Origin of the sequence: Pseudofulvimonas gallinarii (genome assembly GCF_004343305.1) — a bacterium.
Taxonomy (GTDB): Bacteria; Pseudomonadota; Gammaproteobacteria; order Xanthomonadales; family UBA2363; genus Pseudofulvimonas; species Pseudofulvimonas gallinarii.
In genome coordinates, this window is record NZ_SMAF01000022.1 from 21,741 (window position 1) to 34,241 (window position 12,501).

The following is a 12,501-nucleotide window of genomic DNA, read 5'->3' on the forward strand; positions in this document are numbered from 1 at the left end:
GAGTACCATCGGGCGCTCCTGTGGGGGGAATCCAACGATGGACGGATCAAGCGTTTCAGGCGTCGCCACTTCGCGACGGCAGTTTCTTTCCGGCACGCAGGCATCGCAGGCCAAGGCGATGCGCCAGGTGCTGACACCGCCCTTCGCGGTGTATGTCCTCAACCGCCTCGGCTACGGCCCACGCCGCGGCACGCCTTTCAGCGTCGAGGCCTTCAACGCGCTGGGTGCCAACGACGACGCGCGCCTGACGGCGTTCGTCGACCAGCAGCTCAATCCCTCGACCAACCCGGCCGGTGACGTCACCGATCCCGACGTCGCCGCGCGTCTGGCGCACGAGAACTACACCACGCTCGGCAAGACCTTCGAGCAGCTGTGGCAGGACCACGAAGTCAACGGCAATCCGAGCGGCGGTCCGTATACGCGCGACCTGCCGATCCGCGAGATCGAACGCGCCGTGTTCGTGCGCGCGACCTACTCGCGCTGGGGCCTGTTCGAGCAGATGGCGGACTTCTGGCACAACCACTTCAACATCTACGGCTATGACCGCTACGCGGCGCCGACGTGGGTGAGCTGGGACCGCGACGTCATCCGTCGCAACGCGCTCGGCAACTTCCGCAGCATGCTGCAGGCGACGTTCGACTCGCCGGCGATGCTGTATTACCTCGACAACTACATCAACCGCGCGCCGAGCTTCAACGAGAACTACGCGCGCGAGATCATCGAGCTGCACACGCTGGGCTCGATCAACTACCTCGGCGCGAACCTGCAGCAGCATGAGGTGCCGGACATTCCCGCCGGCCAGCCCGGCGCGGGGTGGCCGGTCGGCTATGTCGATGCCGATGTCTATGAACTGGCGCGCGCGTTCACCGGCTGGACCTTCCATCGCGGTGCCAGCGGCGGGCCGAACACCGGCGTCGCCTACATGATCCCGGCCCAGCACGACATCGGGCAGAAAAACGTGCTCGGCCAGTTCGTCGCTGCGAACACGCCGTACGCCACCGAGCACCAGCTGTTCCTCGACCGCCTTGCCTACCATCCGGGCACGGCGCGCCATATCGCCCTGAAGCTGGCGCGGCGCTTCGTCAGCGACGCTCCGCCGCAGGAGCTGGTGGACCATGTCGCCAACGTGTTCTGGCAGAACCGCATGGCGCCGGACCAGATCCGCCTCACGCTGCGTGCGCTGCTGCTGCACGATGCCGGTCCCGGTTCGTTCCGCGATATCGGCAACTTCGGCAACAAGGTGAAGAAGCCGTTCGAGGCGGTGGTCGGCGCCTTGCGCGCGGTGAGCGCCGACTTCACCATCCGCCGCGACGACAGCGAGAGCAATTCCTTCATGGACCGCTTCCGTAGAAGCGGCCACCGGCCGTTCGACTGGCGGCCACCCGACGGTTTTCCCGACGACCGCAACTACTGGCTGGGCGGCGGTGCCTTCGTGCACGCCTGGCGCACGGTGGACTGGGTGCTGGACGAGAACACCGGCAGCAACCAGGGTGATCCGCTGGCGCCGGTGCTGGCGATCACGCAGAACGAGTTCAGCAATTCACCGGCGGAACACACGCCCAACAAACTGGCGAACTTCTGGCTGCGGCGTGCGCTGGGCTGGGCGCCGGATCCGGTCAACGGCTGGGCGGGCACGCCGCTGCACACGGCGATCCGCGATTTCATGGCGCGCAACACGGACACGGTGAGCCTGTTCAATCCCGATGTCGGCATCGGCAACGGTCCTTCCGGCAACACTGCCGGCCTGGGAACCGATGGCAGCCCGAACTACTGGCACAGCCGCCTTCGGGGCATGGTCGGCTGCATCCTGTTCAGTCCGCAGTTCATGGCCCGCTGAGGAGGACGACATGTCACAGATCACGCGTCGCGCCTTCATCAAGGGTTCCACCCTCTGCCTGACCGCACTGGGTGGCATGCGCCTGGGCCTGCATGCGCGGCGCGCGCATGCCGACTGGCAGACCGGCAATTTCTTCGTCTATGTCTACCTGCGGGGTGGCATCGACGGATTGAACATGGTGTGTCCGATCGATGGTCCGGACCGGGCGCACTACGAGATGCACCGCCCGAACATCCACCTGCGCACCACGGGTGCGACCGCGGCGCTGCCGCTGGGCAACACGCATTACGGACTGAACTTCGCCGCCACCGGGCTGCACGAGCTGTATGGCCAGGGCAGGCTTGCGATCGTGCATGGCACCGGGTTCCCGGTGGCGCAGATCACCCGTTCGCATTTCGATGCCCAGGACTACATGGAGCACGGCACGCCGGGCAGCAACACCATCGGCACCGGTTGGCTGGCGCGACACCTGCAGGCCACCGGGCAGGTGCCCGACAGCGCGATGATTCCCTCCCTGAGCGTCGCCGCCAACGCGCCGACCAGCCTGCTCGGCCGTCGCGACAACATGGTCCTGGACGATCCCAACAGCTTCCATCCCAACGCCAACAACGGCAATGTCGATGGCCAGCCGCGCTACAAGCTGTCGACGACCATGACGCTGCGCCAGCTCTACCAGGGCAACGACGACCTGCATCATGCCGGCACCGGCGCCGTGGACACCATCGAGCTGGTCGATACGCTGGGCATTTCCAGCTACACGCCGGCACCGGGCGCCAACTACCCGTCCACCGGCGTCGCGGCGACGCTCGGCAACCAGGCCAAGCTGATCGCCAACATCGCCAAGCGCGGACTGGGACTGCAGGTCGCCACGCTGGACTACGGCGGCTGGGACAGCCACGAGAACCAGGGCGACGGCACCCAGGGCGACCTCAACCAGAACCAGTACGCGAACCGCCTTGCCGGGCTGTCGGCGACGCTGCACGCGCTGTACACCGACCTCGCCGCGGCCGGGCTGCACAACCGCATGGTGCTGGTGGTGCACAGCGAATTCGGGCGCCGCGTGCGCGAGAACGCCAACCGCGGCACCGACCACGGCAGTGGCAACCCGATGCTGGTGCTGGGTGGCCGCGTGCGTGGCGGCCAGCTGTTCGGCACCTTCGGGGGCCTCGGGCCCGGCCAGCTGTACCAGAACGAGGACGTCGCCTCGACGACCGACTTCCGGCGCGTGCTGTCGGAAGTGGTGGCCGGCCACCTGGGCAATCCCGACCTGGCGTCGGTATTTCCGGGCTATGACTATCCCGGTCCGCTCGGACTGCTGCCGGGCGATCCGCTCTTCGCCAACGGATTCGACCCGGCCTGACCGCGCGCCACGGCGCCGGTTCATCACCGGCGTCGCGACCGCCCGCGCAAGGTGGATCCGGCGCCGTGCCGCGACGTCGCCGGAAGCCATGTCCGTGCGCGCTCCGCGCCACATCGCGCATGGGCACGGCGCATCCGCCGCGCGGGCTTGCGTCATCGCCGTGCTGCCGGTAAACAGGACGCTGGCAGGTGTGCTCCGGCTGCCGGCCGGGTGCGTCGTCGCCGGCGCGGGGCACCGATCGGGTGAGGGCGGTGCAGGGATGGACAAGGGGTTGCCAGGAAGGTCGCGTCACGCCTTTTTCGACAGGCGTTGCACGCTGCTGCGCCCGCTGCTGTGCCTCCTTGCGCTGCTGGCGGTTCCGGCCCATGCGGACCTCGGCGATTCCGCGCGCATTCCGCTGCATCGCTGGTCGTGGCAGACATGGAGCAGCGAAGCCGGCCTGCCGCAGATTTCCGGCAAGGCGCTGGCGCTGGATCACGAAGGCGTCATGTGGGTCGGCACCGAGAACGGCCTGGCGCGCTTCGACGGCAGCCGCTTCGAGGTCTTCACGCCGGGCAACACGCCGCAGCTGTCTTCCGCCTGGATCACGCGGTTGATGGTGGACCGCGAAGGTCGCGTCTGGATCGGCAACCTGCGCAATGTCGCCGTGTACGCCGACGGACGTTTCATCGGCAGCGACGAGCTCGGTGAAGTCTCCGCGCTGGCGCAGACCGGCGACGGTGAAGTGCTGGTCGGTGCCGGTCGGCTGTACCACGCAGGGGTCGACGGCGGACAACTGCTGCTGCAGGCGGAGGACACCGTGGGCGCGGTCAGCGCGCTGCTTGCCGCGCCCGCGCGCGGGCTGTGGATCGCCGAACGCGCCGGCTGGCTTCGCCATCGCGACGACAGCGGCGAGACCCTGCGACCGCTGCCGGCGGAACTGGCGCGGGTCACGGCCCTGGCGTGGTACGACGACACCCTGTGGCTGGGCGGCGAGGGCGGGCTTTACCGCTTCGACGGCGACCGCTTCCAGCCGGTGAACTTTGCTGCGGCGTCGCAGCCGGTGCAGGCGATGGCCATCGATCCCCGCGGCTGCCTGTGGATCGCCAGCCATGGCGATGTCTATCGCCGCCACAGCCACGGCGGCATGGAAACCGTGGCCAGCCAGGCGGCACACGCGTTTCCCTGGGTGATGGCGTTCCTGCCGACCGAAGACGGGATCTGGATGGGCAGCCTGTACCACGGCCTGCGCTACTACTGGCTGCCACCGGTGCAGCGACTCGGCCACGAAGAAGGTCTCCAGGATCCGAGCCTGTGGGCGGTGATCGCCGATGGCGACGGAATCCTGATCGGCACCGATGCCGGGGTGGCGCGCTGGGACGGCAGGCGGTTCAGGGAAGTGCTTCCGCCATCGGCGCTGCCGCATCCCGCCGCGTACAGCGTCCTTCGCGACCGCAACGGTCGCATCTGGGCGGGTACGCGGTCAGGGCTGGCCCGCTTCGATCCGGCGACCGGAAGCACGACCGGATTCGAACGTACGCGTGGCACGCAGATCAACGGGCTGCACGAGGACGACGATGGCCGTATCTGGATCGCCAGTGCAACCGGGCTGTTCCGCCATCCGGGCGGCGATGCCGGTGACATCGAGGAAGTGAACGCCAACGGCCTCCTCTCCGGTATGCGCATCCGCGCCATCGAGCGCGGCAGCGACGGGGAACTCTGGCTTGCAACCGAAAGTGGCCTGTTCGTGCTCAACGGCACGCATGCCGAACCGGTCACCGGTACCGGCATCGACGGTGCATTCGTCACCAGCGTTCGCGTGCTCGCGGACGGCAAGGTGGTCGTCGGCACCTACGACCGCGGCATCGCCGTGCGCGGGCGGGACGGGCTGTGGTCACAGCACAGCATCGCCACCGGCCTGCCCTCCGACACCGTGTTCAGCATGCACGCGCTCGGTGACGGCGTGCTGGTGAGTTATTCCAGTGGCGCCTATGGCTGGCATGTGCCGGACACCGGCCAGGCGACGCCGGCGTACCGCATGTTCGTGTACGACTTCGGCGACCGTCCTGGACGCTCGCGCATCCGCTGCTGCAATGGCGGCGGCAACGACAAGGGCACCATCCATCTCGGGGCGTTCTGGCTGCCGACGCTCAACGGACTGGTGCGCGTGCCGCTGGATATCCAGCCGATGCCGACACCGGTCGTCGATGTGCTGGACATCAACGGCCGCAAGGCCGACGCGGATGACGTGCGCCTGGCCGTGGGCGAACGGCAGCTGGCGGTCCACTTCCGCAGCATCGACTACCGCTACGGCTTCCTGCAGCAGTTCCGCTATCGCCTGCAGGGTGTCGACGCGGGCTGGATCGAAACGCCGTCGCGCGACCCGATCACCTATGCCCAGGTCCCACCGGGTCGTTTCCGCTTCGAGATGCAGGCCCGCCTGCCCTTCCGTCCCTGGGGCAAGATGGCGGCCGTGCAGATCGACGTGCCGCCAAGGTTCGTGGAAACGTGGACGTTCCGGACCCTGATGGCGATCGCCGCCATGGTGCTGCTGGCCGTGCTCATGCGCTGGCGCGAACGCAGGTTGCGCCAGCAGAAGGAGCGGCTCGAAGCGCTCATCGCCACGCGCACCGGCGAACTGGCGCAGGCCAACCGCCGCCTCGGCGAGCTCAACCAGGTCCTCAACGAGGCCAGCCTCAGCGATCCGCTGACCGGACTGGGCAACCGGCGCCACCTGCTCAATGTCGTCGCTGCGAAGCAGGAGGACGTCAGGCGGGCGTGGCAGGACGGCGCCACGTCGCCGGTGCTGGGTCTGATGGTGATCGACATCGACCACTTCAAGCAGATCAACGATGCCCTGGGGCACCTCGCCGGCGATACGGTGCTGAGCCGGATCGCGCGCTTGCTCGGTCGCCTCGTCGGTGAAGAGGACGGGCTGGCGCGCTGGGGCGGCGAGGAGTTCGTGGTGGTGACCTGCGTCGATCGCGTCGAAGACCTGCTCGACTATGCCGAGTGCCTGCGTCGCGCTGTGGAGGCCGAAGCCATCGAAGTGACGCCACAGCGGCAGGTCACCGCGTCGATCGGCGTTGCCGCATGGCCGACGGCAGCGACGCAGCTGGATCGCCATGACTGGACGGTCAGCCTGGGCCTGGCGGATTTCGCGCTCTATCGCGCAAAGGTGTCAGGTCGCAATCGCAGCGCACTGATCAAGGTGACCGGCGTGGCGCCGGAGGCGTGGCCCGAACGTCCGGATGCCGGAACGGTGCGCGAGTGGCTGGAGACGGGGCGGGCGGAACTCCATCTGCGGCCCTGAGGCGGGTCGCTTGCGCAGGCGCGCAGGTGGACAGGTGGAATCGGAATCGGCACGCCGGATCGCGTGCCGATTCCGCAGGACGACTCAGGACGCGGCGTCCTTCAGCTTCTTCAGCGGGCGGATCTTCACCTTCACCGAAGCCGGCTTCGCAGCGAACCACTGCTCTTCCTTGGTGAACGGGTTGATGCCCTTGCGGCGCGGCTTGGCCGGCACATTGACGGCGGTGATCTTCAGCAGGCCCGGCAGCGTGAAAGAGCCGGCGCCCTTCTTGTTGACCGAAGCGGCAACGGCCGATTCCAGCGACGCCATCACGGCACGCACGTCACGCGGGGCAACGCCGGAATTCTCGGCGATGTGGGCGACCAGGCCGGACTTGTTCAGCGCTTCCTTGATCGGCTTCGGCGCGGCCGGCTTGGCGGCGGCCTTCGGTGCAGCTTTCTTTTTTGCAGCTTTCTTCGTGCTTGCCATAGTTATTCCAATGCTTCTCGTAAGGGGAATTGCCTGGAGGGGTCTCTCGGCAGGTGGAATGTAGGGCAACGCAGGGGCGCAGCCAAGCCTTTTTTACCTGTTTTTCCGCGGTCGCGCCATGTTCGTCGCCGCGTGTTCCCGGGTGTTCCGCGGCGGTGTCGGCGTCGGGGCGTCGGCGGCACCCTTGCGGATCGGCCGGGCTGCGGGCAAGGTGGCGGCGAATTGCCCACGGAGCCCGCCTTCATGACCATCCACTTCGAACTGACCGCCCTGATCGCCCTGATCGCCGGCATCCTCATCCTCATCAGGCCGCGCCTGCTGAATTACGTCGTGGCCCTGTACCTGATCGTGATCGGTGTCCTCGGCCTGATCGGACGCTGATGGCCGTCGCCGCGGCGCCCGCGGCGGCGTCCGGCGGGAGGATTACATGATCGACGGGGGATGGCTGTCGGCGCGGCTGGACGCGCTGGCGGTCGATGCTACGCATCCGGCATGGCTGCCACGCCTGCTGCTGGCCAGCGATTTCGCCTTCGATACCCTGCGCCAGGTGCCCGGCGTGCTGGCGTCCCTGGAGGACCGCGTCCGCGATCCGCGGCCGCCGATGGCGCGCTGGCAGCCCGGCGAGGGCGGCATGCAGCGCGAGCTTCGCTGGTTCCGCCGCGCCGAGGGCGTGCGCCTGATCGCCCGCGACCTGCTGGATCTGGACCGTGTCGCGGAGACGCTGGCCGGCAGCAGCCGCCTTGCCGATGCCTGCATCGCGCTGGCACTGGACGATGCCGTGCAGCGGGTCTCGGCCCGGCATGGCGCCATCCGCGACGACTGCGGCTACGTGCTGCCGCCGGTGGTGTTCGCGCTCGGCAAGCTCGGTGGCGGCGAACTGAATTTCTCTTCCGACGTCGATCTGGTCTTCGCCTACAGTGGCGGTGGCCACGACAGCGACAGCGACGGCGATGCGGCGCTGGCGCCGGATGCCTGGCATGCGCGCGTCGTCCGCCACTTCGCGCAGCGCCTGGGCGAAACCGACGTTGACGGTTTCAGCCATCGCGTCGACCTGCGCCTGCGTCCGTTCGGACAGTCCGGCAAGCCCAGCCTGTCGTTCCCGGCGATGGAACAGTATTTCCAGCGCGAAGGCCGCGACTGGGAACGCTACGCCTGGCTGAAGGCGCGTGCCGTCGCCGGTGACGTCGCGGCCGGCGAACAGTTCCTGGCCTCGTTGCGGCCGTTCATCTATCGCCGCTACCTCGACTACAACGCCATCGACGCGCTGCGCGAGATGAAGGCGCAGATCGACCTGGAAGTGCAGCGCCAGGATCTCGCCGACGACATCAAGCTCGGGCGCGGTGGGATCCGCGAAGTCGAGTTCCTGGTGCAGGTCGTGCAGCTGGTCCGTGGCGGACGCGAGGCGGGCCTGCGCCAGCGCGGCCTGCTCGACGGCCTGGCGGCGTGCATGCAGGCGGGCTATGTCGGCGAGGCCGCGGGTGTCGCGCTGCGCGATGCCTATCTGTTCCTGCGCCGGCTGGAAAACCGCCTGCAGATGCTGCGTGACGCCCAGACCCAGGCGCTGCCACTTGATGCCACCGACCAGTGGCGCATCGCGACGACGCTGGGGTACGAGGACTGGTCCGGGCTGCGTGCCGAACTGGACCGCCATCGAGACCGCGTCGCCGAGGAGTTCTCGCACGTGCTGGCGCCGCGTACGCGGGCGCGCGCCGCCGATTCGATGCTGACGCTGTGGCGCGCGTTGGCGCAGGGCAGCGCCGACGCCGTGCAGGTCGAGGCGGCCGGCATCGAGGTCGGCCAGGCGCTGATGGAAAGGCTGCGTGCGCTGGCCGGCAGCCCCGGCGTCCAGGCGCTTTCAGCGCGCGCACGCACGCGACTGGACCGGCTGATGGCGGCGCTGCTCGATCGCCTGCGCGGCCGCCAGGCGCAGGACGACGAGGCGGCGCTGGCGATCATCGACCTGCTGCAGATCCTGTTGCGCCGGTCCAATTACCTCGCCCTGCTCGAACAGCAGCCGGCGGCCCTGGACCGGCTGTTCGAACTGGCGCGCGGCAGTCGCTGGCTGGTGCAGCGCCTCGTGGACCAGCCGCTGCTGCTCGATGATGTCTTCGATCCGCGTGCACCGGCGCCACCGGATTGCGCCGAGATCGCGCAGCTGCTCGCGACCGTGGCTGGCGCCGACGACCCCGAGGCGGTGCTGACAGCGCTGGGCGAGGTGCGCACCAGCCTGCGCTTCCGTCTTGGCCTGGCGACCATCGACAACCGCCTGCCGGCACCGGCGATCGCCGAACGCCTGGCGGCGATCGCGCAGGAAGTGCTGCATCGCGTCCTTGATCTCGCGCTCGTCGACGTCGTGCGTCGCCACGGCTGGCCGGCGGGCGCCGGTCCTGGGCGCAGCGGCCTGGCGCTGATCGGCTACGGCAGCCTGGGGGCGCGCGAGCTGGGATTCGCGTCCGACCTCGACCTGGTGTTCGTGTTCGACGGTGCGCTGGGCGAAGCCGAAACAGACGGCCCGTCGCCGGTCGAAGGGCAGCGCTTCTATGCGCGTGTCGTGCAGAAACTGCTCGCCTACCTGGCGGTGCCGTTGCCCGGCGGTCGCCTCTACGAGGTCGATGCACGCCTGCGGCCGGATGGCGCCAAGGGGCTGCTGGTCACCAGCCTCGATGCCTACGCCGCCTACCAGCGCGAGCGCGCGTGGACCTGGGAACAGCAGGCGCTGGTGCGCGCACGCTTCATCGCCGGCGACGCCATGCTCGGCGCCGCGTTCACGGCGACGCGCGCGCAGTGGCTGGCGCAGCCGCGTGAGCCGGAACCGCTGCGGCAGGCCGTCGCCGACATGCGCGGGCGGCTGCGCCGGGAACTGGACCGCTCTCGCGGCGACCGTTTCGATCTCAAGCAGGGCCGCGGTGGGCTGGTCGACCTGGAGTTCCTGCTGCAGTATCTGGTGCTCGCGCATTCGGCGACGCATGCCGCCTTGCTGGACTCCGGCGCCAGCGGCGACCTGATCGCCATCCTCGCCGACGCCGGTGTGCTGGCGGGCGAAGAAGGCGCCGCACTGTCCGCCGCGCACGCCAGCCTGCTGGCGGCGGCTTTGCGCCAGACGCTGGATGCGCGGCCGCGAACGGTCGTGCCCGATGCCGGCATAGAGGCGGCGCGGCGGGCGATCACCCGGGCCTGCGCGCACGCGTTCGGAGAAGGTGCGCCATGAACCGGTTTGCAGGCCGTGGTTCCCTCCAGCCGGGCCTGCGGCGTGCCCGGCTCGACGCATTCCCCGCCGGCCGGCTCGCACAACCGCGTCGGCGCGGTTACCCTACGTGGCCATGACGACACCCGCAGCACTGGTGGTTGAGGACGAAGTCGATCTGCGCGAGCTGATCGAGCTGTCGCTGGCCGGCATGGACCTGGACGTGGTCGGTGTCGGCACGCTGGCCGAAGCCCAGGAGCAGATCGGCAAACGGTCCTTCGCCCTGTGCCTGACCGACCTCAGGTTGCCCGATGGCATGAGCCTGCCGCTGGTCGAGCGCATCGGCCGCGAGCATCCGCATACGCCGGTGGCGGTGCTGACCGCCTACGGCAACGTCGAGACGGCGGTGTCGGCCCTGAAGGCCGGCGCCTTCGATTTCGTCAGCAAGCCGGTCGACATCGCCCAGCTGCGTCGCCTGGTCGAGACGGCGCTGCGCATGGCGGCCAACGGTCCGCGTGCACCGGACGCGACCACGCGCATGATCGGCTCCTCGCCGGCGATGCAGCAGGCGCGTGCCACCATCGCCAAGCTGGCGCGCAGCCAGGCGCCGGTGTACATCAGTGGCGAATCCGGCAGCGGCAAGGAACTGGCGGCGCGGCTGATCCACGACATGTCGCCGCGGGCCAGCGGACCGTTCGTGCCGGTCAACTGCGGCGCCATTCCCGCCGAACTCCTGGAAAGCGAATTCTTCGGCCACAAGCGTGGCAGTTTCACCGGCGCCAATGCCGACAAGATCGGCCTTTTCCAGGCTGCGCACGGTGGCACGCTGATGCTGGACGAAGTGGCGGACCTGCCGTTGCCGATGCAGGTGAAATTGCTGCGCGCGATCCAGGAAAAAGCGATCCGCCCGATCGGCGCGCAGGCCGAACAGCCGGTCGACGTGCGCCTGATCAGCGCCACGCACAAGAACCTGCACGAACTGGTCGAGCGCGGCGCGTTCCGCCAGGACCTGTACTACCGCATCAACGTCATCGAACTGCCGATGCCGCCGCTGCGTGAGCGCCGCGAGGACATTCCCAAGCTCGCCGCGCACATCCTCGCCAAGCTTGACCAGCAAGGTCGCGTGCGCCTCACCGAGGAAGCCGGCAAGGCGCTGCTCGAGTATCCGTTTCCCGGCAACATCCGCGAGCTGGAGAACATCCTCGAGCGCGCGATGGCCCTGTGCGACGGCAGCGCCATCGGCGTCGACGACCTGCAGCTGCCGGTGATGCGCGCGACGCCGACCTTCGAGGAGCGTGCGCCGGAACGTGTGCCCATGATGCCGCCGGCGCATGGTGGCTACGCGCATGACCCCGCGCTCGGCGCCGGCTACGGCAGCGGTGGCGGTGCCTACGCGCCGGGCATGCCGATGCCGGGTGCGCCGGCAGCCGCGCCGCCGGTCGCCGATCCCGCACCCAGCCGCGATGCGCCGCTCGAGGACTACATCGAACAGCTCGAACGCGACCGCATCCTCAAGGCGCTGGAAGCCAATCGCTACAACAAGACCAAGACCGCGCAGGCGCTCGGCATCACCTTCCGCGCGCTGCGCTACCGCCTGAAGAAACTCGGCATCGAATAACGGCTGACCCGGGTCGCGACGGCTGTCGGCCTTTCCCTGGTTCGCCAGCAGCCCGGGTCTGGGCTTGATCTGGCGTTGGAGTGGAAGGGCACTGGACACCCGCCTGCGCGGGTGTGACGGAGAGGGGGCGGTTGATTTTACGCAGGCGTCGGGTCGAGTCTCACCGCAACGCCGGCAGTGGACTTCCAGGCCCGGGCACGGCGCACCGCTCATTCTTCTGATGTAGCGCTGGTTCACCGTAACGGTATCGGGATCAACGAAGCGGTATCGCGACCAGCCGCTGTACCTCGAAGCGGGACACCGTCATGCCCGCGCAGGCGGGCAGGCGAGGAGTGCAAAGGTGCCGGACACCCGTTCGCGCGGTTCTCGCCTCAGTGTGGTGCGGAACAACACTGGACACCCGCCTGCGCGGGTGTGACGGAGAGGGGGCGGTGGATTTTCCGCAGGTGTCGTGTCGAGTCTCACCGCATCGCCGGCAGAGGACTTCCAGGCCCGGGCACGGCGCACCGCTCATTCTTCTGATGTAGCGCTGGTTCACCGTAACGGTACCGGGATCAACGAAGCGGTATCGCGACCGGCCGCTGTACCTCGAAGCGGGACACCGTCATGCCCGCGCAGGCGGGCATCCAGCGGCGAGGAGTGGAAAGGTGCCGGGCCCCCGTCTGCGCGGATCTCGCCTCCGTGTGGCGCGGAACAACACTGGACACCCGCCTGCGCGGGTGTGACGGAGAGGGGGCGGTGG

General features: G+C 68.8%; 7 protein-coding genes. 6 read left to right on the forward strand and 1 reads right to left on the reverse strand.

Annotation, left to right across the window (positions count from 1 at the left end):
- Nucleotides 1–37 precede the first annotated feature (37 nt).
- From EDC25_RS12035 to EDC25_RS12045, 3 genes are all read left to right on the forward strand, one after another.
- On the forward strand, nucleotides 38–1,837 hold the full coding sequence (locus EDC25_RS12035) for a DUF1800 domain-containing protein (protein WP_164484178.1): 1,800 nt from the start codon (nucleotides 38–40) through the stop codon (nucleotides 1,835–1,837).
- A gap of 10 nt (nucleotides 1,838–1,847) precedes the next feature.
- Complete coding sequence (locus tag EDC25_RS12040) at nucleotides 1,848–3,197, forward strand: DUF1501 domain-containing protein (RefSeq protein ID WP_164484176.1); 1,350 nt, start codon at nucleotides 1,848–1,850, stop codon at nucleotides 3,195–3,197.
- Nucleotides 3,198–3,456: 259 nt separating this feature from the next.
- Entirely contained in the window at nucleotides 3,457–6,489 is a 3,033-nt protein-coding gene (locus tag EDC25_RS12045) for a ligand-binding sensor domain-containing diguanylate cyclase (protein ID WP_123522971.1), read from the forward strand.
- An 84-nt stretch (nucleotides 6,490–6,573) separates the two neighbouring features.
- Here EDC25_RS12045 and EDC25_RS12050 read toward each other — a convergent pair whose 3' ends face one another.
- Nucleotides 6,574–6,957 (reverse strand): HU family DNA-binding protein, encoded by a 384-nt coding sequence (locus EDC25_RS12050; protein WP_123522970.1) that lies wholly within the window; start codon nucleotides 6,955–6,957, stop codon nucleotides 6,574–6,576.
- A 243-nt stretch (nucleotides 6,958–7,200) separates the two neighbouring features.
- Here EDC25_RS12050 and EDC25_RS12055 point away from each other — a divergent pair, with 243 nt between their 5' ends.
- The 3 genes from EDC25_RS12055 to EDC25_RS12065 all read left to right on the forward strand — a co-directional run bounded on the left by EDC25_RS12055 (nucleotide 7,201) and on the right by EDC25_RS12065 (nucleotide 11,759).
- Entirely contained in the window at nucleotides 7,201–7,338 is a 138-nt protein-coding gene (locus EDC25_RS12055; RefSeq protein WP_123522969.1) for a DUF3096 domain-containing protein, read from the forward strand.
- A 46-nt stretch (nucleotides 7,339–7,384) separates the two neighbouring features.
- Nucleotides 7,385–10,165 (forward strand): bifunctional [glutamate--ammonia ligase]-adenylyl-L-tyrosine phosphorylase/[glutamate--ammonia-ligase] adenylyltransferase, encoded by a 2,781-nt coding sequence (gene glnE, locus EDC25_RS12060; RefSeq protein WP_123522968.1) that lies wholly within the window; start codon nucleotides 7,385–7,387, stop codon nucleotides 10,163–10,165.
- 112 nt (nucleotides 10,166–10,277) lie between these two features.
- On the forward strand, nucleotides 10,278–11,759 hold the full coding sequence (locus EDC25_RS12065) for a sigma-54-dependent transcriptional regulator (protein ID WP_123522967.1): 1,482 nt from the start codon (nucleotides 10,278–10,280) through the stop codon (nucleotides 11,757–11,759).
- The last annotated feature ends 742 nt before the right edge of the window (nucleotides 11,760–12,501 follow it).